General features: G+C 64.4%; 22 protein-coding genes and 1 pseudogene. 17 read left to right on the top strand and 6 right to left on the bottom strand.

Translation table 11 applies throughout. The features are described 5' to 3' along the window. Positions 1 to 78: 78 nt before the first annotated feature. Entirely contained in the window at positions 79 to 2,748 is a 2,670-nt protein-coding gene (locus DOD19_RS25500; protein WP_112188926.1) for an EAL domain-containing protein, read from the top strand. A 7-nt stretch (positions 2,749 to 2,755) separates the two neighbouring features. Here the strand turns inward: DOD19_RS25500 and DOD19_RS25495 are convergent, their stop codons facing one another. Both DOD19_RS25495 and DOD19_RS25490 read right to left on the bottom strand, forming a co-directional pair. Then, positions 2,756 to 3,577 (bottom strand): anti-sigma factor, encoded by an 822-nt coding sequence (locus DOD19_RS25495; protein ID WP_112188925.1) that lies wholly within the window; start codon positions 3,575 to 3,577, stop codon positions 2,756 to 2,758. Next, positions 3,567 to 4,202 (bottom strand): RNA polymerase sigma factor, encoded by a 636-nt coding sequence (locus tag DOD19_RS25490; RefSeq protein WP_024978024.1) that lies wholly within the window; start codon positions 4,200 to 4,202, stop codon positions 3,567 to 3,569. The genes DOD19_RS25495 and DOD19_RS25490 overlap by 11 nt, the downstream gene beginning before the upstream one ends. A 197-nt stretch (positions 4,203 to 4,399) precedes the next feature. On the opposite strand from DOD19_RS25490, the gene DOD19_RS25485 reads away from it, so the two are divergent. The 5 genes and pseudogenes from DOD19_RS25485 to DOD19_RS25465 all read left to right on the top strand — a co-directional run. Then, the gene (locus DOD19_RS25485; protein ID WP_112188923.1) at positions 4,400 to 5,362 is read left to right on the top strand and encodes a metallophosphoesterase; all 963 of its coding nucleotides are present in this window, start codon (positions 4,400 to 4,402) and stop codon (positions 5,360 to 5,362) included. A gap of 1 nt (position 5,363) precedes the next feature. After that, positions 5,364 to 5,741, top strand: coding sequence for a cytochrome c oxidase subunit II (locus DOD19_RS25480; protein WP_092970850.1), 378 nt, complete (start codon positions 5,364 to 5,366; stop codon positions 5,739 to 5,741). 187 nt (positions 5,742 to 5,928) lie between these two features. After that, positions 5,929 to 6,411: a DUF305 domain-containing protein gene (locus DOD19_RS25475; RefSeq protein ID WP_112188921.1), complete on the top strand. Its 483-nt coding sequence runs from the start codon at positions 5,929 to 5,931 to the stop codon at positions 6,409 to 6,411. Further along, complete coding sequence (locus DOD19_RS25470) at positions 6,408 to 7,883, top strand: YncE family protein (RefSeq protein ID WP_112188919.1); 1,476 nt, start codon at positions 6,408 to 6,410, stop codon at positions 7,881 to 7,883. The genes DOD19_RS25475 and DOD19_RS25470 overlap by 4 nt, the downstream gene beginning before the upstream one ends. Positions 7,884 to 7,907: 24 nt before the next feature. After that, positions 7,908 to 8,030 (top strand): annotated as a pseudogene (locus DOD19_RS25465) (cytochrome c oxidase subunit II); the annotation flags it as partial. A gap of 69 nt (positions 8,031 to 8,099) precedes the next feature. Here the strand turns inward: DOD19_RS25465 and DOD19_RS25460 are convergent. Both DOD19_RS25460 and DOD19_RS25455 read right to left on the bottom strand, forming a co-directional pair. Next, positions 8,100 to 8,618 carry an SRPBCC domain-containing protein gene (locus tag DOD19_RS25460; RefSeq protein ID WP_045205646.1) on the bottom strand — a complete coding sequence of 173 codons (519 nt, stop codon included), beginning with the start codon at positions 8,616 to 8,618 and terminating at the stop codon, positions 8,100 to 8,102. Continuing rightward, positions 8,608 to 8,952 (bottom strand): metalloregulator ArsR/SmtB family transcription factor, encoded by a 345-nt coding sequence (locus tag DOD19_RS25455; RefSeq protein ID WP_112188917.1) that lies wholly within the window; start codon positions 8,950 to 8,952, stop codon positions 8,608 to 8,610. Before DOD19_RS25455 ends, DOD19_RS25460 begins: the two co-directional genes overlap by 11 nt. 136 nt (positions 8,953 to 9,088) lie before the next feature. Between DOD19_RS25455 and DOD19_RS25450 the strand changes: the two genes are divergently transcribed. Further along, positions 9,089 to 9,670, top strand: coding sequence for a J domain-containing protein (locus DOD19_RS25450; protein ID WP_204360103.1), 582 nt, complete (start codon positions 9,089 to 9,091; stop codon positions 9,668 to 9,670). A gap of 660 nt (positions 9,671 to 10,330) precedes the next feature. Here DOD19_RS25450 and DOD19_RS25440 read toward each other — a convergent pair. Continuing rightward, positions 10,331 to 11,236, bottom strand: a complete 906-nt coding sequence (locus tag DOD19_RS25440) for a LysR substrate-binding domain-containing protein (RefSeq protein ID WP_024978032.1) — start codon at positions 11,234 to 11,236, stop codon at positions 10,331 to 10,333. 165 nt (positions 11,237 to 11,401) lie between these two features. On the opposite strand from DOD19_RS25440, the gene mdcA reads away from it, so the two are divergent. The 10 genes from mdcA to DOD19_RS25390 all read left to right on the top strand — a co-directional run bounded on the left by mdcA (position 11,402) and on the right by DOD19_RS25390 (position 19,800). Then, positions 11,402 to 13,090: a malonate decarboxylase subunit alpha gene (gene mdcA / locus DOD19_RS25435; RefSeq protein WP_112188911.1), complete on the top strand. Its 1,689-nt coding sequence runs from the start codon at positions 11,402 to 11,404 to the stop codon at positions 13,088 to 13,090. Beyond that, entirely contained in the window at positions 13,090 to 14,019 is a 930-nt protein-coding gene (locus DOD19_RS25430) for a triphosphoribosyl-dephospho-CoA synthase (RefSeq protein ID WP_112188909.1), read from the top strand. The genes mdcA and DOD19_RS25430 overlap by 1 nt, the downstream gene beginning before the upstream one ends. After that, positions 14,006 to 14,305 (top strand): malonate decarboxylase subunit delta, encoded by a 300-nt coding sequence (locus tag DOD19_RS25425; protein ID WP_112188907.1) that lies wholly within the window; start codon positions 14,006 to 14,008, stop codon positions 14,303 to 14,305. The genes DOD19_RS25430 and DOD19_RS25425 overlap by 14 nt, the downstream gene beginning before the upstream one ends. Before the next feature lie 10 nt (positions 14,306 to 14,315). Continuing rightward, positions 14,316 to 15,161, top strand: coding sequence for a biotin-independent malonate decarboxylase subunit beta (locus tag DOD19_RS25420; RefSeq protein WP_112188905.1), 846 nt, complete (start codon positions 14,316 to 14,318; stop codon positions 15,159 to 15,161). Further along, positions 15,158 to 15,988: a biotin-independent malonate decarboxylase subunit gamma gene (mdcE, locus tag DOD19_RS25415; RefSeq protein ID WP_112188903.1), complete on the top strand. Its 831-nt coding sequence runs from the start codon at positions 15,158 to 15,160 to the stop codon at positions 15,986 to 15,988. Before DOD19_RS25420 ends, mdcE begins: the two co-directional genes overlap by 4 nt. Positions 15,989 to 16,346: 358 nt before the next feature. Then, the gene (gene madL / locus DOD19_RS25410; RefSeq protein ID WP_112188901.1) at positions 16,347 to 16,754 is read left to right on the top strand and encodes a malonate transporter subunit MadL; all 408 of its coding nucleotides are present in this window, start codon (positions 16,347 to 16,349) and stop codon (positions 16,752 to 16,754) included. An 11-nt stretch (positions 16,755 to 16,765) separates the two neighbouring features. Further along, positions 16,766 to 17,530, top strand: a complete 765-nt coding sequence (gene madM, locus DOD19_RS25405) for a malonate transporter subunit MadM (protein WP_024978039.1) — start codon at positions 16,766 to 16,768, stop codon at positions 17,528 to 17,530. After that, positions 17,527 to 18,162 (top strand): malonate decarboxylase holo-ACP synthase, encoded by a 636-nt coding sequence (locus DOD19_RS25400; protein WP_112188899.1) that lies wholly within the window; start codon positions 17,527 to 17,529, stop codon positions 18,160 to 18,162. The genes madM and DOD19_RS25400 overlap by 4 nt, the downstream gene beginning before the upstream one ends. After that, positions 18,159 to 19,091: a malonate decarboxylase subunit epsilon gene (gene mdcH, locus DOD19_RS25395; protein ID WP_112188897.1), complete on the top strand. Its 933-nt coding sequence runs from the start codon at positions 18,159 to 18,161 to the stop codon at positions 19,089 to 19,091. The genes DOD19_RS25400 and mdcH overlap by 4 nt, the downstream gene beginning before the upstream one ends. 85 nt (positions 19,092 to 19,176) lie before the next feature. Continuing rightward, positions 19,177 to 19,800, top strand: a complete 624-nt coding sequence (locus DOD19_RS25390) for a L,D-transpeptidase (RefSeq protein WP_112188895.1) — start codon at positions 19,177 to 19,179, stop codon at positions 19,798 to 19,800. 356 nt (positions 19,801 to 20,156) lie between these two features. Here the strand turns inward: DOD19_RS25390 and DOD19_RS25380 are convergent, their stop codons facing one another. Next, on the bottom strand, positions 20,157 to 21,752 hold the full coding sequence (locus tag DOD19_RS25380) for a peptide chain release factor 3 (RefSeq protein WP_112188984.1): 1,596 nt from the start codon (positions 21,750 to 21,752) through the stop codon (positions 20,157 to 20,159). Positions 21,753 to 21,890: the final 138 nt, after the last annotated feature.

Here is a 21,890-nt window from a genome sequence, read left to right as displayed (position 1 = left end):
AGACACTTGAAATTGCCGACACCCAGGCACGCTGCGCGCGTGCCCCAGAGAACTGGACACGCAAACGCTGGAGTGGGGATGCCCGCAAAGCAATCGAAGGCTTTTTCTGATGGCACGACCGATACGACGCCATGGCAAGGATGGCGGCGGATGCTGCTGTCTCCGCTGAATGTCGGTGCAGTGTTGGTCCTGTTGTTCATCTGGACGTTCACGTTCCATCAACTCACCCAAGAGCGCGACAGGCTGATCCGTGATGCGCAGGCGCGCACGCAGGTTGAAGCACGGGCATTTGGTGAGTACTCACTCGGCAGCGTGCGGCGCGTGTCGGAGTTCCTGCTCGATCTGCGCGCGAGCTGGCTATCCGGTCGCGACGTGTTCGAGCACGTCATCCATGAACGGCAGGAGGCCGTGCGCGACCTGACCTTCCAGGTGGCCGTGATCGACGAGAACGGAATGCTGGTCTACTCCAGCATCGGCCCCACGACAGAACGCGTCGACCTGAGCCAGCGCGAACACTTTCGCGTGCACAAGGAATCGGGCGGACGCGACGTGCTGTTCATCAGCGACCCGGTGCAGGGCAAGATCTCGAAAAAGTGGTCGATCCAGTTCACGCGCCCCATCCTCAGGGCTGGCCAGTTTGCCGGTGTGGTCGTGGTGTCGGTCAGCCCGGAACAGTTCGCCAGCTTTGCGAATACGCTTGCCATTGGCAAGGACGGGGCCGCCACCATCATCCGCGAGTCAGGGCAGGTCCTGGCCCGCGTGCCCAACCCGACCGCGGGTATCGAAAAACCGCCGCGCGCCCGGCAGTTCAACAAGCCGGGCGCGCTGGAAACGGGCAGCTACCGCGTGGTGTCGGGCACCGACGGCGTGGAGCGCATCATCGGCTATCACCATGTACCGGAGATCGGGCTGTACTTCCTGGTGGGCGAGTCGGTTGCCTCGGTGCTGGCGCCTTACGACGGCTACCGGCGCACTGCGCTGGTGGAGGCGGCCGGCTCCACCCTGCTGCTCGCGCTGCTGTATTTCACGCTGCGCCACCAGGGGGCCGAGCGCAAGCGGCACATGGAAGACATGCGCCTGGCCTCCATGGTCTATGCCTCGAGCAGCGAAGCGATGATGGTGACGACGCTCGACGGGCACGTGATCGACGTGAACCCGGCCTTTACGATCACCACCGGCTATTCGGCGCAGGAGTTCAAGGGCCAGTCCAGCGATGCCATCCGCTCCGAATGCAACGAGGCCACCGTGATCGACGCCATGCGCGAAGGCGTTTCAACCAAGGGCTCGTGGAGCGGCGAATACCTGATCCGCCGCAAGGACGGCAGCGAGTTCCCCGCGCTGCTCACCATCGACACGTTTGCAGACAGCACACTGGGCGAGCCGCGCCGGGTTGCGCTCATCCACGACATGACGGAGAAAAAGCGCGCCGAAGAGGTCATCTGGCGGCAGGCCAACTTCGATGCGCTCACCGATCTGCCCAACCGGCACATGTTCTACAACCGCCTGCGGCAGGAGATTGCGCGGGCGCGGCAGACGTCTACACAACTGGCGTTGCTGTTCATCGATCTGGACCGCTTCAAGGAAGTGAACGACACGCTCGGCCATGACCAGGGCGACGTCCTGCTCAAGGAGATCGCCCGGCGCATCTCCGCCATCGTGCGAGGCACCGATACGGTCGCGCGGCTGGCGGGCGACGAATTCATCATCATCCTGCCGGACCTGTCCGATGCCGGGGCGGTCACGCCCATCATTCGCAGCCTGCTCGCGCGCATTGCCGCGCCGCTGCAGCTCGGCCAGGAAAGCGTGGAGGTGTCGGCCAGCATTGGGATGGCGCTGTACCCGCGCGATGCCGACACCGCAGAATCGTTGCTCGTGCGCGCAGACCAGGCCATGTTTGCGGCCAAGAGCGCGGGACGGAATCAATGGGCCGTCTTTACCCCGGCCTTGCAACGCGCCGAACAGGAACGCCTGCGCGTGACCAGCGACCTGCGCGTGGCGCTCGCGCACGGCCAGCTTGCGGTGCACTACCAGCCCATCGTCGATCTGCTCACGGGCAAGGTCCGAAAGGCAGAGGCGCTGATCCGCTGGACGCACCCTGTGCGGGGCGAGATCGATCCGGCGGATTTCATTCCGGTGGCGGAAGACAGCGGGCTGATCGTCGAGATCGGCAAGTGGGTGCTGAACAAAGCCCTGGACCAGCTCACGCACTGGCAGGCCACGCTCGACAACACGATGCAGGTGTCGGTCAACAAGTCGCCGCTGGAGTTCCGCGCGCACCAGTCGGGCACCGAATCGTGGCCTAAGGTGGTGGAGCGCCGGGGGCTTCCGCCGCACAGTCTGGTCGTTGAAATAACCGAAGGCTCGTTGATGGCCGACAGCGCGGAGGTGATCGAGCACCTGCACGAATTCCGGCGCGCGGGTGTGGACATTGCACTCGACGATTTCGGCACGGGGTATTCGTCGCTCTCGTACCTGAAGCGCTTTGATATCGACTACATCAAGATCGACCAGTCGTTCGTGCGCAGCCTCGCGCATGACCCGAAAGACATCGCACTGTGCAGCGCCATCGTGAGCATGGCGCACGCACTGCGCATCAAGGTCATTGCCGAAGGCATCGAGACCGAGGAGCAGAAGGCGATTCTGGTGGCCGCAGGCTGTGACTACGGCCAGGGCCACCTCTTCTGCCCACCGGTGCCGCCCGCAGCGTTTGAAGCCTTTGTGGCCAAAAGGCAGCTTGCGGAAACCTGATCGTTTTTCAGCCGCCGCGCACGGCCCGCGCAAAGGCTTGCACCACGTCGGCAGACGCATCGGTGATGGCCCAGTAGCCCATGCCGGCGCTGCGCCAGACCATCAACTGGTAGCCACGCTCGGTGCGCAGCGCGGGCTCGGTATCACCGCCCGCCTCGGGGCGTACGTACAAGTCGACCGGATGCTGCGCTGAGCGGTAGACCAGCACCGCCACCGGGCGGCCGTCGATGTAGTCCAACCGCCCCCCGATGAGGGGGAAGCCGCGTGCGGCAAGGTCCGTAACGGGCGGCGCATAGTCGATGCGGCCGTTGAACCACGGCTTGACCGTGTGCCGATCGGACGACAGCACATCCGTCTCCCGCGCGCCCAGCAGCGCTCGCACGTGGCTGGCGGTGATGTCGTGCGCGGTGAGCGCCGCCGTATCGGGCCGGCCCACCAGCACGCCCACACCGAGTGCCACAGCCGCGAGCGCGCCTGCGCCCAATCCCAAGCCGAGCCCCCGCGATGGCGTGATCAACCAATTAGCCAAGCGCTGCCATGGCAATTCCGTCCGGCGCGGCGCGCGCGCACGGGGCGATTCGGGGCGCACGCCGGACTCTGCCTGCACGGCCTGCAATACACGCTCGCTCAAACCCGGCGGCGCTTTCATGTAGAGCGCCGGCGCACGCAGCCCCTGCCGCAGCGCACGTACCACGCCGTCGTGGCGCGCGGCGATGTCGGTGCAAGCGGCACACGTGGCCAGATGCGCTTCCATGCGCAGGCTGTCGGCCGCACCGAGTTCGCCATCGGCGCGGGCAGCCAGCAGCGCGCGGATGTCGTCACAGTTCATGGCGGGACTCCTTGGTACTGTTTCCCAGACCGCCCGATGCGCGGATGGGCGTCACATTGGTGCGCAGCGGCGCGTTGTCTTCCGTGAGCAGGCGGGCGAGCTGCTGCCGGGCCCGCGCCAGCCGCGACATGACCGTGCCGATGGGCGCGTCGACCACGGCGGCAATGTCGCGGTACGGCAGGTCTTCCAGCTCGCGCAGCACGAGCACCTCGCGATACGGCACGGGCAACTGCGCCAGCGCGGCATGCACGCGGCGCACGTCGTCGATGCGGGCGAGCAGCGCGGCGGGGTCGACGCCGTAGCTGGCGCTGTCGTCGTTGCCCTGGCCGGCGGCCGCGTCGTCATCCCACGGCTGTGCCGGTGCCTGCTTGCGGCGCGCGCATTCCGAAAACCATGTGTTGCGCACGATGGCCAGCAGCCATGGGCGGCCGTCACCACCGCGAAACCCACCAAACAACCGGAACGCGCGCAGGCAGGCTTCCTGAACGATGTCGTCGGCGTCTTGCGCGTCGCCCGAAAGCCAGCGCGCCAGGTTGTAGGCGGCGTCGACATGCGGCAGCACCGCCTGCGCGAAGCGCTGGGCGTCGGTGGGCAGATCGAGCGTGGGGTCTGGCAGGTCGGGCATGGCGGCCTGGAGGCGGTTGACCTCCGTATACCGGGGTGCAATCCAGTTTATTCCCGCGCCGAAGAAATTTTGTGAAAACGCGAATCTTGTGGAATACGCGGGCACCCCAGCCGGTATGACAGGCAGGACCGGCGCTTCCTTCATTGCCATTGCGCTGGGCCGCTACCCAACTCAGTCATCTATTGCAGGGGACACCCATGAGCAAGCAACCCGGACGACGCCAGTTCCTGCAACTGGCCGCGGTCGGCGGTCTGGTGTACGCATCCGGCCTGCCCGGCTGGCAGGCGATGGCGGCCACCACGCGCGTCGCCGGCGCCAAGCCAGACGATTTCTACTTCGTGCAGTTATCCGATACCCACTGGGGCTTCAAGGGCGCACCGAATCCGGATTCGCAAGGCACGCTGCCCAAGGCGATTGCGGCGGTGAATGCGCTGTCGCCCGCGCCGGACTTTGTCATCTTCACGGGCGACCTCAGCCACATCAGCGACGACCCTGCCGAGCGCCGCAAGCGCCTGGCCGAGTTTCGCGACATTGCCGCGAAGATCAAGGTGCCGGTGGTGCATTACATGCCGGGCGAGCACGATGCCTCGCTCGACAACGGCGAGGCCTATATCGAACTCTTCGGCCGCACGCATTATTCGTTCGACCACAAGGGTGTGCATTTCATCGCCATCGACAACGTATCGGACCCATCGGCGCGCGTGGGCGATGCACAGCTCGCGTGGCTGGCCGCGGATGTGCGGTCCGTGCCTGAGCACACGCCCATCGTCGTGTTCACGCATAGGCCGCTGTTCGATCTGTACCCGCAATGGGACTGGGCCACGCGAGACGGCCAGCAGGTCATCGATTTGCTGATGCCGCACCCGAACGTGACGGTGTTCTACGGCCACATCCACCAGGAACATCACCACATGACCGGGCACATTGCGCATCACTCGGCGCGCTCGCTGATGTTTCCGCTGCCCGCGCCACCCGCACCAGGCTCGCAGGCAAAACGCAACCCGATCCCGTGGGATGCCGCCGCGCCCTACCGCGGCCTGGGCTGGCGCAGCATTGCCGAGCACGGCAAGCAGGACACCGCCACCTGGGCGCTGGCCGAACAGCCGATCCAGCCGAGCAGCGAAGCCAACACCGCCACCAAGACGCCGGAGACCACCTGACATGCGCCCTCTCATTGCACACAACCCCAAGCGCCGGCTGGCGCTGCGTCAGTTCACCGTGCTCGCAGCGGGTGCGGCACTCGCCTGTGTCGCGCATGGCGAGGGGCCCACGGTCATCCGCGTACACGCGCGCAAATTTACCTTCACGCCCGACAAGATCACGCTCAAGCGCGGTGTGCCCGTGGTGTTCGAGCTGACCGGGCAAGACATCCTGATGGGTTTTGCCATTCCGGATTTCAACGTGCGCGCCGACGTCGTGCCGGGCCAGACCGTGCGGCTGGCGCTTACGCCCGACAAGACCGGCACGTTTGATTTCCTGTGCGACATCTTCTGCGGCTCGGGCCACGAGACGATGAATGGAACGTTGACCGTCACCTGAGGCGCAAAGAGCAAAGAAGAAAGCGAAGTGAAACGCCCCGACCTGTTCGGGGCGTTTTCATTGGCGGGATGCACGCATGACGCGCGTGCAGCGGCATACAGATTCTTTACGACGCGCGGGAATAAACCGTCGGCCTGCGGTGTTTACTCCGCTGACACGCCATCGACCCGCACTCTGGAGGACCCATATGTCGTCACGTTCGCAGCGTCGCCTACGCACGTTGCTGTTTGCTGTGTTCACACTCTTGTCAGGCATCGGAGCGCACGCTGCAGTTGCGCAGGAAGCACCGCCACAGGCCAATCGCGAGCAGGCCTTCCTTGCCGAAAACGATGTCGCCATGACAAAGATGATGGACGGCATGGCCCCGAAGCCCAGCGGCAACATCGACCAGGATTTCGTCGCGATGATGACGCCACATCACCAGGGCGCCATCGACATGGCCGTGGCCTACCTGCGCTACGGCCAGAACGAACAACTGCGCCGCATCGCGCAGGAAATCGTCGTCGCGCAACAGCAAGAGATTGCAGCGATGCGCTTGGCGCTTGGCCAGCCGTTGCCCCCGTCTGCACCGGCCCCCACGCAGCTCCGCCCGGCCTCCGCAACGACTGCGCCCGCATCCCATGCGGCGCATCACGCCCACACCACCACCCCCCAACAGGAAGACCAATGAAACACCGACTGTTTGTTGCCACGGCGCTTGCCGCAGCGGCCATCACGTGCGCCGCGAGCGCCAGCGCCGGGCAGGCACCCGCATCCCTTGCCTCGCCTGACATTCCCATCAGCCACAAGGATCGCGTCTACGCGGCCGAGCAATTCTCAAACACGGTGTCCGTCACGGACCCCGCCAGCAACACGCTCCTGGGTGTGATCAAACTGGGCGATCCTGCGCCCGGCAACTTCAGCCCGCTCTATCGCGGACAGGTGCTGGTGCACGGCATGGGCTTCTCGCCAGATCACCGGACCTTGGCGGTGGTCTCCATCGGCTCCAACTCGGTCACGTTCATCGATACGCAGACCAACGCCGTCAAACACACCACGTATGTTGGCCGCTCGCCTCACGAAGCGTTCTACACGCCGGAAGGCAGCGAGGTCTGGGTGACCGTGCGCGGCGAGAACTACATCGCCGTGCTCGATGCCAATACCTATGCAGAGAAGGCGCGCGTTACCGTACCGGCGGGCCCCGGCATGACGATCTTCTCGCCGGACGGCAAGTACGGCTACGTGTGCTCGTCGTTCAATCCGGAAACGGTCGTGATCTCGACAGCGGATCACAAGATCGTGGGACACATCAAACAGGAATCGCCGTTCTGCCCCAACATTGCCGCCACGCCGGATGGCAAGCAGGTGTGGTTCACATTGAAGGACATCGGCAAGGTGCAGGTATTCAACGCCCGCCCGCCGTTCAATGCGATCACGTCGTTCGAGACCGGGCCCATCACCAACCACGTCAACTTCGCGCATAACGCCAAGGGCACGTTTGCCTATGTGACGATCGGCGGCACGAACCAGGTCAAGGTATTCCGGACCGACAATTTCGAACAGATCGCGACGATTCCCGTCGGCAAGCTTCCGCACGGCCCATGGCCGTCCGGTGACGGCACCCGCATCTATGTCGGCCTGGAGAATGACGACGCACTGGCCGTCATCGACACACTGACGAACAAGGTGGTATCGACTGTTCCGATTGGGCAGGCACCGCAGGCGCTGACGTACGTGCCGAACGCTGTGCCGGAAGGCAACGGCACGGAGAACCTGCAACCGCTTGGCACAGCGGGGCAGGTCAGCCATCTCGCACTCGTGCCGGCCGCCGCAGACAAGTCCGACGCATCGGCCGCCCCCACCAGCGTGGCGCTGTTCGATCAGGGGCTCGTCCAAGTGTTCCAGGCATCGGTGACCGGATTGCAGCCGAAGCAGCCCTATGCGATTGCCTTGTCACAGCATGCGGATGGCAGCGGCCCGCTTGAGACCCTGGCGAGCTTCATGACCAACCCGGCCGGTGGCGCCATCGTCAACTCGATCGGGCAGATTCGGCAGGTGGTCACGCCTGGCAACGCGGACGCTGGCAACACGCGCCGGTATCTTGTGATTGCACCGGTGGTGTCCGGCAAGCTTGGGACTGCGGTGCAGATTCAGGCGCGCTAGGCAATGTGCGCCCCTGCGGCGTTCGTGCCGGGGCAGACCGTGCGGCTGGCGCTCACGCCGGACAAGACCGGCACGTTTGATTTCCTGTGCGACATCTTCTGCGGCTCGGGCCACGAGACGATGAATGGAACATTGACCGTCACCTGAAGCGCAGCGGCCAACGCAAAACGCAAAACGCCCCGAACAAGTCGGGGCGTTTCATCTGCGAGCGCTGTCTCAGGCCAGCGCGTCTGGCACAGCCAGGGTCAGCAGCAGTTCGTCGAGTCGCTCCATGGTGGAGGTCATGCCGTCTTTCATACCCATGTCGATAACCTTCTGCACGTCTTCCGGCGAGTTGTACAGCACCACAGTCGTGACGAGGGTGCGTTCGTTCGCATCGGCAAAGGTGACATCCCAGCGGGCGCGGGGCATATGCGGATTCACGGCGCCGGTTTCATCAGAAAAGCCATCAATGGCCGCATAGCTGTCGATCGGGTTGATCTTCTGATAGTCCAGACGGCTCCAGAATGACTCTCCATCGGGCGTGATCATGGCGTAGTGCCAGTAGCCGCCTTCCTTGAATTCCATATGCTTGGTCTTGGTGGCGAGCGGCTTGGGCGCAAACCACTGATCGAGCAATTCGCGCTTTGTATGGCAATCCCACACTAGCTGGCGCTTCGCCGCGAACTCTCGCCTCACGGTGAGGCTGCTCTTTTGCATGTCGACGAGGAAATCAAACCGAAGATCAGCCTTCATTGTTTTCTCCTTGGAGTTTCTCTAAGAGGTTGTCCAGATTGCTGTACCTGCTCGCCCAGATCGCGTGCTGTTTCTCAAACCAGCGCTCGGCTGCAGCAAGCTTCTTGCGCTCGAGCATGCACGTCCGGATGCGTCCGCTCTTCTGCGAGCGGACCAGCCCGACGCCTTCCAGCACCCGCATGTGCTTCATGAATGACGGCAGCGCCATGTCAAATGGCTCTGCCAGTTCACTCACCGTCGCGGGCCCTTCGCCGAGCCGCTGAATAACCGCCCTGCGCGTTGGGTCCGAAAGCGCGTGAAATACCGCGTCTAGCGCAATTCCATTGTTATCCATTTGGCTAACTATATACGTGAGAATACTTTGATGCAACAGGGCTCGAGGGCGCGTTGTGACGTGGGTGGTTGGCCCGTCAGCATGACCACACCCCCATGCTAGGATGACCTTCCCCCCGGCAGCAGCCACACCGCACATGACTACCATCTACGCGACACTCGGCGTGCAGCCGGACGCGACCCTGGACGAAATCAAGCGCGCTTACCGCCGCGCCACGATGAAGTGGCATCCCGACCGCAACCTCGGCCGCGAAGCCGAGGCCTATGCGGCGTTCCAGGAAATTCGCGAAGCCTACGCCATCCTCTCCGACGCTGAACAGCGCCGCGTTTATGACGAGGTCTTCGCGCAGGAAATGCAGCGCTGGCAGACCGAGCGTGATGCGCAGGAAGCACAGGAGCGGGAAGCGCAACGAGAGCGCGAGCGTGTTGCACAGGAGCATTACGAAAAGATGGTCGCCATCGCCATGCGCTTTGCCGACGAGGGCCGCAATCGCGACGTCCTGTTCGGCGTGCTGCTTGGCCGGGACTGCGATGCAGAACTTGCCGCGCGCATTGCCGACAGCGTGTGGGCCTTGCAGGAAGCACGGCGCAACACAGTGGCCGCCACAGACACGCCCGACAGCGAAGCGACGATCCAACCCGATGAAGCGACTTCGCCCCAGCGGCACTCAAGCGCGTTCGAGTCGTTCTGGCAAGGGTTGTTTGGCCTGCGGCAATAGCTGCCGAGCTTTCACCAGCGTAGAGCGGCGGGACACATCCGACCGGGCATACGCCAATTCTGATTTATAGTTTCGCCCCTGCTCAGACGAAGCAGCCATCGGTACACTCTGCGCCATCGTTTTCCGTGCCATAGAGAAAGCGATCGAGGCTTGGAACCCTCGGGCATAACGGGCAAGCGCCGAGCATAGGTGCTTGTCCTCAACCGCTATGGCTTGGCTTCGTCTCCCTCATTGGGCGAGCCAGGCTTGTACGGCTTCGGCCGTGCCGATCGTTATGTCTCGGTGTTCCAAACCTGCCTGTGCTCGCCCACCCCTCCCCAAGGGTTGGGCGCGGTTCCGTTCATCACATGAAAAGGAATGCCGTGACCCGCTCGATCTCTCACGCCACCCACTCACCGGCTGGCGACGCGCTTAGCGAATATCAGAAAGGCATGCAGTCTGCGCATAGATTCCTGCGCGCAGTGCTTAGCCGCAACGCCGCAGGCAACACGTGCGATACGGGCGCGACGCATGCGCCAGAACATCCGGATCAACAACGCTGACTTCATGGGCGACCGAGGCGCATGAAGTCTGCTCGCGCCGATGTTGCAGCATCGGTGCGGGGCTTGCCTGGGCTCGCCCACCCATCACCCTGAAGCGTGGTGCGCGGCTCGGCCCGCGCTACCTCGCGCCCAACAACCGACACTCCGCCGACAACGCCAGCAGGTTCGGATCGCGCTCGCGATTGCGCTGCATCACCAGCACGATGTGCTGGCTGATCGCATAACGCGCGGCCAGCGGAATCAGCTGCACCTTGGGGCTGAAGTCGGCCACGCGACGGGGCAGCAACGCGTAGCCGATGCCGCCGCTAACGAGGTTCATGAGCGAGAAGATATCGCCCACGCGCAGGGCAATCTGCGGCGCAAAGCCCGCCTTGTCGAAGGCGGCCATGAAATCGTGATATGTCGCAAAATCGTCGCCGAGCGCGACGAACTTTTCGCTGCGTACGGTTTGCAAGTCGATCTCCGCCGACGACGCATACGGCGAGCCGAGCGGCGCAGCAAACAGGATCTCGTCGGCAAACATCGGCACGGTCAGCAGATCGGGATTGCGCAGCGGCTCGCCCAGTGCGATGACGATGGCGTCGAGCTGGCCGTCTTCCAGCTTGGCGAGCAGGCTGCGGTTTGAGCCCAGCGTGAGTTCGATGTCGAGCGCGGAGCGACGCGTCTTCAGGCCCGCAAAGATGCGCGGCAGCGTGCCCACCGTCATCGAATAGAGTCCACCGATCTTCAACGTGGTCGACGAGAACCCCGCCGCTTCGCGCGTGCGGCGCACGCCAGCTTCGCACTCGGCCAGGATGCGTTCCACATGCTCGGCAAACACGTAGGCAGTCGACAACGGAATCAGCTTGCGCCCGTCGCGCTTGAACAGCGGACAGCGCAAACCCTCTTCCAGTGAATGCAGCGCGCGATGCACGCTCACCGTGCTTTGCCCGAGCGCTTCGGACACGCGCGCCATGTTGCCCAGCGTCATGAACGACTGGAACACCTCCAGCTTCTTCAGGGTGATGTCTTCATCGATTGCCATGGCAGGGTCTCCTCCGGGCGCGTGCTGGGGGCGCGCTGCTATCAGAATCGGCCATTGTTTCATTAACTTCAAGTTAATGAAACCGCGTCTAGGTTGATTGAAGCGCACGGGGTTCCCGCCTACGGTACAGGGCATCAAATCAATCAAGGCTGGAGACGCCACCCAATGCAACCGATGCCCACCCAATCGGCAAACGGGGCCAACGCACCCATCCCGCCCCAATGGCGCCGCCGGCGCGACGAGAAAGAACGCCGCCTGACTGCAGCCCGGCGCATTGCCAACGGCAAGGTCATTCCCACCAGCGATATCGTTGCCGCGCTCGAAGCGCTGCTTGCCCCGGGCGATCGCGTCGTGCTGGAAGGCAACAACCAGAAGCAGGCGGATTTCCTCTCGCGCTCGCTGGCCAAGGTGAACCCCGAGCGCCTGCACGATCTGCACATGATCATGCCGAGCGTGAGCCGGGCCGAACACCTCGACATTTTCGAAGCCGGCATCGCGCACAAGCTCGATTTCTCGTTTGCCGGGCCGCAGAGCCTGCGCATCAGCCAGTTGCTGGCCGACGGGCTGCTGGAAGTCGGCGCCATCCACACCTACATCGAGCTGTATGCACGGCTGGTGGTGGACCTGATTCCCAACGTGTCGTTGGTGGCCGGTTTCAAGGCCGACCGCGACGGCAACATCTACACCGGACCGAGCACCGAAGACACACCTGCGTTGGTCGAACCTGCCGCGTTTTCCGATGGCATCGTCATCGTGCAGGTCAATGAGATCGTCGATGACCCGGCCGACTTGCCGCGTGTGGACATTCCGGGCTCGTGGGTCGACTTCATCGTGCAGGCCGACAAGCCGTTCTACATCGAGCCGCTGTTCACACGCGACCCGCGCCTCATCAAGCCCGTGCACGTGCTGATGGCGATGATGGCCATTCGCGGCATCTACCAGCGGCACAGCGTGCAGTCGCTCAACCACGGCATCGGCTTCAACACAGCCGCCATCGAGCTGATCCTGCCGACGTACGGCGAACGCCTGGGCCTCAAAGGCAAGATCTGCCGCAACTGGACGCTGAACCCGCACCCGACGCTCATTCCCGCCATTGAATCGGGCTGGGTGGAAAGCGTGCATTGCTTCGGCACGGAACTCGGCATGGAGCGCTACGTGGCCGCACGCCCCGATGTGTTCTTCACCGGCCGGGACGGTTCGCTACGCTCGAATCGCATGCTGTGCCAGCTCGCCGGCCAATATGCGGTCGACCTGTTCATTGGCGCGACGCTGCAGGTGGATGGCGACGGGCATTCGTCCACCGTCACGCGCGGTCGACTCGCCGGCTTTGGCGGCGCGCCCAACATGGGCCACGACCCGCGCGGCCGCCGTCACGCCACGCCTGCGTGGCTCGACATGACCGAACCCGTGACGATGCTGGAGCGCGGCAAGAAGCTCGTCGTGCAGATGGTCGAGACGTTCCAGGAAGGGGGCAAGCCGACCTTCGTCGACACGCTCGACGCGGTGGCCGTGGCCAAGCAAAGCGGCATGCCGCTCGCGCCCATCATGATCTACGGCGACGACGTCACGCACCTGCTGACCGAAGATGGCATTGCGTATCTCTACAAGGCCCGCTCGCTGGAAGAGCGGCGCGCCATGATTGCCGCCGTGGCGGGCGTCACGTCGATCGGCCTGCGCCACGACCCGTCCAAGACGGAGCAGATGCGCCGCGACGGCCTGATCGCCCTGCCAGAAGACCTGGACGTGCACCGCAGCGATGCGAGCCGCGAGTTGCTCGCCGCCAAGAGCATCGCCGACCTGGTCGAATGGTCCGGCGGCCTGTACGACCCGCCTGCACGCTTCCGGAGCTGGTAATGGAGAAGACATTGCAACGGCCCCTGCCGGCCAGCCCGAAAGCGCGTGCAAAGCGATTGGCCGCGCTGGTCGAGTCTGCCCTCATCGACGAGGTAACGCTGTCGCCCAAACCCGGTCTTGTGGATGTGCGTGGCAACGGCGCGCATCACGATCTCGACTGGACGCTGATGGTGCACTCCGCCCAAACCCTGCGCCCTGCGTTTGAAGCCATGGCACTGGCCGGCGCACAGATCGAAACGCAAGCCGGCGCACAACTCGCGCTGCGCGAGCGCATCGGCCGCATTGGCCGCGAAGGCGAAGCGGCCATGCTCGATGCCACCGGCGGCATCAACACGCACCGTGGTGCCATCTGGGCGCTCGGCTTGCTGGTGACGGCTGCGAGCCAAGCGCCGCATGCATTGGGCGCGGCCGCTGTTGCAAGCCGCGCGGCACACCTGGCCAGCATCCCGGATCGCTTTGCGCCTGTCTCTACGGGCCACAAGGGCGAGCGCGCGTGCAACGACTACGGCGTCGGCGGTGCGAAGGGGCAGGCCTCTGCCGGCTTCCCGCACGTGATCAAGGTCGCGCTGCCGGCGTTGCGCCAGGGGCGCGCAGCAGGCATTCGCGAAGACCACGCACGCGTGGATGCATTGCTTGCCGTCATGGCCGCGCTGGACGACACCTGCGTGCTCGCACGCGGCGGCGCGGATGCGCTACGCGTCGTGCAAACGGGCGCGGCCACCGTGCGCGCAGAAGGCGGCTTGGCCACAGCGCAGGGCCGTCGCGCTTTCCGCACGCTTGAACAAGACATGCTGGCGCTGCACGTGTCGCCCGGCGGCGCAGCCGACTTGCTGGCCGCCGCGCTCTTCCTCGACCGCTTGCCCGCAAGTGCGCAAGCAACGTCCGACATCGAATCCGCTCATCAGGAAACCGAACATGGAGCATCTTGATTTTCAGTTCACCGGCGGCGCACCCGCTGGGCGCCGCGCGTATGCCGGCGTGGTCGGCTCGGGTGACCTCGAAGTGCTGCTGACTCCGGGCAGCGCCGGCCAGATCGACGTGGCCATCACCACGTCCGTCAATGGCATGAGTGCGACATGGCAGGCGCAGCTTGCACGTGTGTTCGGCTCGCACGCGTGGCCGGCGGCCAAGATCACCATCAATGACTTCGGCGCGACACCGGCCGTGGTCCGGTTGCGGCTTGAGCAAGCGCTTGAAGCGCTCGCCCAGCCTTGAGGAGACACGCATGTCGCGCAACCCGATTGAACGAGACAGCTTTATCGAACGCGATGCGCGCCGACGCGCCATCGCCCTGCTCGACCCCGGCACCTTCCGCGAGCTGCTCGATCCGTTCGAGCAATTGACCTCGCCGTGGCTGCCGCGCCAGGGCATCGTCACGCAGGCCGACGATGGCGTGGTGGTGGCACGCGGCACGCTGGGCGGGCAGCCCGCCGTGGTGCTCGCCATTGAAGGCGCCTTCCAGGGCGGCAGCATGGGCGAGGTGTCCGGCGCCAAGATTGCCGGTGCGCTGGAGCTGGCGGCAGAAGACAACCGCAACGGCGTTCCCACACGCGCCGTCATCGTTTTCGAGACCGGCGGCGTGCGGCTGCAGGAAGCCAACCTGGGTCTGGCGGCCATTGCCGAAATCCACGCAGGCATCCGTGCCCTGCGCGAGTACGGACCGGTGGTCGGCATCACGGCGGGTGTGGTCGGCTGCTTTGGCGGCATGAGCATCGCCGCAGGCCTGTGCAGCTACCTGCTGATGACGCGTGAGGCACGCCTCGGCCTGAACGGCCCGCAGGTGATCGAACAGGAAGCCGGCATTGAAGAATACGACTCGCGCGATCGCCCCTTCATCTGGAGCCTGACGGGCGGCGAACAACGCGCCGCCACCGGGCTGGCCGACGTCTGCATCGAAGACGATTCCGTCGCCATCCGCGCGCAGGTGATCGAGTGGCTGCGCGCAGGTGCACCCAAGCACCAGCGCAGCGAGCAGATCGACGACTACCTCGAATGCCTCAACGCCGTCGACACATCGCGCCAAGCCACGGCAGAAGATGTGCGCACGCACTATGCAAAGGACGTCGCATGAGACAGAACGAACTTTCCACGCGCGGCTCGACCTGGATGCGCGCGCTTGCCAACGGCACGCCGGTGGCGGGCTACAGCAGCACGCTGCAAGTCGTCGATGCCACGCTGGCCGGCCAGCCCACGCGCTACATCGCCGTGGTGCCTGATGCGGAAAACCGCTTCCCCCGCGCACGCAACGGTGAAGTCGGCCTTATCGAAGGCTGGCAGCTCGCGCGTGCCGTGCGCGATGCCATGACTGCGGATGCGGGGCAGGAAAAGAAGCGCGCCATCGTCGCCGTCATCGATGTGGCAAGCCAAGCCTACGGGCGACGGGAAGAGGCCTATGGCATTCACCTCGCACTGGCTGCAGCGGCAGATGCTTACGCGGCTGCCAGGTTGGCCGGCCACCCCGTGATCGGTCTTATCGTCGGTCGTGCCATGTCGGGCGCGCTGCTGGCGCACGGCTACCAGGCCAATCGCCTGCTCGCCCTGGATGATGCCGAGGTAATGGTGCACGCGATGGGCAAGGCCGCAGCGGCGCGCGTGACGCTGCGCTCGGTCGCCGATCTGGAACGCCTCGCGCAAGAGATTCCGCCCATGGCCTACGACATTGCCAGCTTCGCGTCGCTCGGGTTGCTGTGGAAACTGCTGAAGGTGAAATCGGCCAACGCACCTGATGCAAGCGACGTCGATACCGTGCAGACCGCGCTCGCGGCAGCGCTGGCGGACATCGCTGCCGACCCATCGCGCGGACTCGAAAGCCGCATGGGCGCGCCACTGCGCAACGCGTCCTCAGAGGTACGCAAACGCCTGCGCGAGCAATGGAACGCGCGGCCAGAAAGCGCATAACGAATAGGAAACACATCGCGGCGCGAACACATGCGCCTCGATGGTTTGGCCGTACCTGCCCTAGATGGCGCCTTGAATTTGTGTTGCAGGGAGGAAAAAGAGAGGAGGCTGTTTGAGCGAAGCGAGTTTGCCTCCTCTCCCTCCCTGCGACAGAAATTCAAGGAGTCTTTCGCCATCTCGGGCGCGCCTTTCTTTGCCTACTTTCTTTGGCAAGACAAAGAAAGTAGGTCAGCCCCGGCAGGGGATGAAACAAGGGATGCACCACCAACGCAATCAACGCAAAACAACCAGTCTTCAAACCTCGATCACCACACCACACAACAGGCGACCCATCGCCGTTCCTTCAGGAGACAAAGAAGTGATCATCTACGGTACAACCCTGCTGGCGCTATGTCATCTCGCCGGCCTCTTCCTGGGCGACCTGCTCGGCCAGGCCATCGGCGTGAAGGCCAATGTGGGCGGCGTGGGCATCGCCATGCTGCTGCTGATCTTCGCGCGGCTCTACCTGCACAGGCACGGGCTCATGCCCGCGGCCACCGAGGCGGGCGTCTCGTTCTGGGGTGCCATGTACATCCCGGTGGTGGTGGCCATGGCCGCCACGCAGAACGTGGTCACGGCACTGCGCGGCGGCCCCGTTGCACTGCTCGGCGCCATCGGCGCGGTGCTGGTGTGCGGTGTCTGCATTGCCCTCATCAACCGCACAGGCAACGCGGAAGACCGGCAACCTCTGCCCCCGCTGCCTGACTCCGAACAAGCCCGCGCATAAGGAGCCCCACCATGCTGTCAATGCTAGAGAAAGTTCTGCAGCACAACGGGCTGGTCGCGGCGTTTGCGCTGGTCGGCATCGTCATGGGTCTGTCGATGTGGGCGTCCAAGAAGCTGACGTTTGGGCGCGTGCACGGTTCGGCCATCGCCATCATGATCGGGCTGGTGCTCGCCTACTGGGGCGGCATGCAGACCGGTGGCGAACGCGGTCTGGCTGACCTGAAGCTGTTCGGCGGGATCGGCCTGATGGGCGGTGCAATGCTGCGCGACTTCGCCATCGTTGCCACGGCCTTTGAAGTGCAGGTGACCGAGGCACGCAAGGCGGGCATGATCGGCGCCATCTCGCTGCTGCTGGGCACGGTGCTGCCGTTCATCGTCGGCGCCAGCGTTGCCTACGCCTTCGGTTACACCGATCCGGTGAGCGTCACCACCATCGGCGCGGGTGCCGTCACGTACATCGTCGGACCGGTGACCGGTGCGGCGCTGGGTGCCTCCTCCGATGTGATGGCGCTGTCGATTGCCACGGGGCTCGTCAAGGCGATCCTGGTGATGGTCGGCACGCCGTTCGCGGCCAAGGCACTGGGCTTGAACAACCCGCGCGCCGCCATGGTGTTCGGCGGGTTGGCGGGTACGGTCAGCGGCGTGTCGGCAGGTCTGGCGGCCACCGACCGGCGCCTGGTGCCCTACGGCTCGCTGGTGGCGACGTTCCATACGGGTATCGGTTGCCTGCTCGGGCCGTCGATCCTGTTCCTGGCCACGCAGGCATTGCTGCGATGACACCCACGCCGCTGCGCGCGCACGATCTGCTGTGGGTGTCCGACACACCCATGGCCACGGATGGCATGCCCTTGCCCGACTGGGCCATCACGGCATGCCGGCAAGGCGCGCCAGTCGTTGTGCGCCGGGCACCGCGCGGCAGCGATGGTGCAGTACCGGTCGGCCTGCGCGGCGGCGCGCGCCATGAACGCTGTGCGGCCACCGTGGCCGCCAGGGCCATCACGCGCGTGGCGTCGCCTGAGGCGCTGGCAATCACAACGGCCTCCATCGCAGCCGACGCGCCGTTTGCGGCACTGCGCACCTTGCGTGCGCTGGCGCCAAAACTCGACGCGCTGGGCTGGGCGTGGGGCCCGACCGGCGGTGCGGGCTTTGCACTCGCCAGCGGCTTGCCGGTGCTGCATGCAGACAGCGATCTCGATCTCGTGCTGCGCATGCCGACTGCACCGTCGGCCGCGCAGCGCGATCAGCTCGTGCACGTGCTGGCCAAAACCGAATGCCGCGTCGACCTGCAAATCGACACCGGGCACGGTGGATTCGCGTGGCGCGACTGGCTGACCTCGCCCCGCCAGACCTTGCTCAAGACCGATCACGGCCCACACCTCGTTGCAGACCCGTGGAGCGATCTCGCATGAGCGTGCTCTTCATGTTTCCCGGCCAGGGCAGTCAGCGTGCAGGCATGCTGCACGCGTTGCCTGTCGATCCGGCCGTCGTGCAGACCCTGGCCGAAGCGCGCGACGCGCTGGGTACGGACCCGCTCACGCTCGACACCGCAGAGGCGCTGCGGTCGACCGTGGCCGTCCAACTCTGCCTGTTGATTGCCGGTGTTGCGGTAGCGCGCACGCTGGTCCGGCAGGACGCCGCGCCCGACATGGTGGCAGGCCTGTCGATTGGCGCGTGGCCGGCAGCCGTTGTCGCGGGCGTGCTGGAGTTCAGCGATGCGCTGCGCCTGGTCCGCCTGCGTGGGCAACTCATGGAAGACGCGTATCCGAGCGGTTACGGCATGGCCGTCACGGCCGGGCTGACCGAACCCGAAGTCGCCGCCATCGTTGCGCAGGTCAATTCCGCCGCAACACCGGCCTATGTCGCCAACCTGAATGCGGAACGGCAGATTGTCGTGGCGGGCAACGATGCGGCGCTCACGCAAGTCATGGCGCGCGCGCAAGCGGCGGGCGCATCAACGGCAGCGCGGCTGTGCATGGCGGTGCCGTCGCACTGCCCGCTGCTGGATGCACAGGCTGCCGAGCTAGCTGCGGCTGCCGCAAAGGTCACGGCCCACACGCCGCAACTCACCTACGTCAGCAGCAGCCGGGCGCGAGCGCTCTTTCGCGCCAATCTCATCGTCGAGGATCTTGCATGGAACATGGCGCGGCCCGTGTTGTGGCACGACACCATGCGGCATGCATTGGAACGCGGCGCACGCATGGCGGTGGAGGTTCCGGGCGGCGGCACGCTGGCGCGTCTGGCGCACGGCGTGTTTGCCGACGATGCGGTGCTGGATGCAGGCGGCGGACTGGATGCGGTGCGGGTGCGCATCCAGCGCCAACGTCGCATCAACAACTGATCGTATCGAACTCAGAGTCGGCCGATATCCGTTCTCGCGGTCTTGATAGCAAGATGCTCTCTTCGCAAAAAGGTCGCATCGGTCTATGAGCCCGCTTGAGCACGCCATCGCAGAGAATTACGCCTTACGCCGCCAGTATCTGGCGTTCCTCGAAGACCGATTTGGCGACGAGCTTCCGAAGACGCCCACACCGCGCGATATCGTCAAGCTGCTCAATTTGGATGAGGTGGAGTGGCGCATCTCGCGTCGACAAGCTCGGCTTCTCTTTGATGGCCAATCCTTGCAATGGATCGAAGACGGGCAAGTTGAGAGACGTTGGCCTGCCGTCTCAGGAAAGCCCGGTTTCAACGGAAAGGAGCATCAATCGCTAAAGGATAGAGGCCCCATTCCCGAAGGAAGCTATGTCGCATTGCAGTCAGACTTCCAGAAATGGGAAGAAGCGCCTGCCATCAACCGCGCTGCCTGCATACTCAACTTCATCAGTATCAAAGCGGGACGCTGGCCCGGATGCACCATCGCGTGGGGGACACGACGCGTCGGATTGGTCCCGGACCCGGGAACCAACGTGTACGGTCGTAACAACTTCACTATTCACGGCGGCTGGTTTCCCGGCTCCATTGGGTGCATCGACCTGACCAATTCAATGGAGTCGTTCGCAAAGGAGTTTCTTCTCTATGCCAAAGACATGGAGCTGGCCGTTCGCTATTAGGCTAGCGTTAGCCCTGATTCCTGCGCTCGTGTTCTGCATCACCCCACTCGAACTTTGGGGCAGCTTAACTGCCCCAGAGGACTACCCTTTCGGCGCTGAAAGTCCTGCTGCGGCCATGTGGGCATACAAGTCGCAGCGCAACTACCTGCTGTGGTGTGCCGTGTCTTGGCTGACAAGCGGCATCGCGATCCGGGCGCTGCTCGTCAGGCGCGCGCGCCTTCTCTCGAGAGGCCTGTGGTCGGCGCCATTTCTGATTGTTTGGGTGCTCACGGCGCTCGACGGGACACGGCTGGTGAGCTGACGCTGCATAAAAATAAACGGGGCACATGGCCCCGTTCCTTTTGGCTGCTCGCCGCTTAGACGATTTCCCGCGTTTCCATGAACTGGATGTCCGGAAAGCGCTCCTGCGTCAGGCGCAGGTTCACCTGGCTCGGCGCCAGGTACACGTAGTCACCCGCACCATCCAGGGCCACGTTGTGGCCAGCCTTGTCGATCAGCTTGTCGATATCTTCCTGCTTGCCGCGCAGCCAGCGAGCCGTGGAGCACTCGTGCGGTTCGAAGATGGCATCGACGCCGTACTCGTGTTCAAGGCGATGCGCCACCACGTCGAACTGCAGGATACCGACGGCACCCAGTACCAGATCGTTCGACGCCAGCGGGCGGAACATCTGCGTGGCGCCTTCTTCGGCCAGTTGCTGCAAACCCTTCTGCAACTGCTTGAGGCGCAGCGGGTTGTTCAGGCGCGCGCGGCGGAAGAACTCCGGCGCAAACGACGGGATGCCCGTGAACTTGAGCGACTCGCCTTCCGTAAAGGCATCACCGAGCCGGATCGTGCCATGGTTGGGCACGCCGATGATGTCGCCGGCAAATGCCTCTTCCGTGGTGTTGCGGTCCTGCGCCATGAACGTGATGGCGTTGTTGATAGCAACCGTCTTGCCGGTCGACACCTGCAGCAGCTTCATGCCGCGCTCGAAGCGGCCCGAGCACACGCGCACAAAGGCGATGCGGTCACGGTGCTTCGGGTCCATGTTGGCCTGGATCTTGAAGACGAAACCGGTGAACTTCTCTTCCATCGGCTTGACTTCGCGCGTTTCGGTGGGGCGTGCCAGCGGCTCGGGCGACTGATCCACCAGCGCATCCAACAACGATTGCACACCGAAGTTGTTCACCGCCGAACCGAAATACACCGGGCACTGCTTGCCGGCCAGGAACGCCTCTTTGTCGAACGTGTGCGATGCACCGCGCACGAGTTCGATGTCGATGCGCAGTTCTTCGGCCTGCGAGCCCAGCACGCGGTCCAGCTCGGGGTTGTCCAGGCCTTGAATCAGGCCGGCGGTGGCGCCCTTTTCGCTGTCGGCGTTCGGGTCGAACAGCTGGACCGTATCGTTCACGAGGTGATACACGCCCTTGAACGATTTGCCCATGCCGATCGGCCACGTCATCGGCGCGCACTGAATCTGCAGCACGCTTTCGATTTCATCGAGCAATTCGATGGGCGCGCGGCCTTCACGGTCGAGCTTGTTGATGAACGTGAGGATGGGCGTGCTGCGCAGGCGGCAGACGTTGAGCAGCTTGATGGTCTGCGCTTCCACGCCGTTGACGGAGTCGATCACCATCACGGCGGAGTCGACGGCCGTGAGCGTGCGGTACGTGTCTTCCGAGAAGTCTTCGTGGCCCGGGGTGTCGAGCAGGTTGACGATGTAGTCGCCGCCTTCGTTCCGATACGGAAACTGCATCACCGACGACGTCACCGAGATGCCGCGCTGCTTTTCCATCTCCATCCAGTCGGAGGTGGCGTGGCGGTTGGCCTTGCGCGCACGCACGGCGCCGGCCATCTGGATGGCGCCGCCAAACCACAGCAGTTTCTCGGTGAGCGTGGTTTTACCCGCATCCGGGTGGGCAATGATGGCGAACGTCCGGCGGCGCCGGATCTCCTGCTGCAGCGTACTCACGGGCAAAAACCGAAAGGGAGAAGTGATGAATGCGCCCACGGCATGGGCGCTGGCTGGCGGGGTCATCCCGGCGGCCGATGGACTGCCCGATCAGAGTTGTCAATCCGGGCAGCCGAGATTGTACGCGATCGGCGCCCT

This window comes from Ralstonia sp. GX3-BWBA (assembly GCF_003290055.1).
Lineage (GTDB): Bacteria > Pseudomonadota > Gammaproteobacteria > Burkholderiales > Burkholderiaceae > Ralstonia > Ralstonia holmesii.
This window is presented reverse-complemented; position numbering and strand designations above follow the sequence as displayed.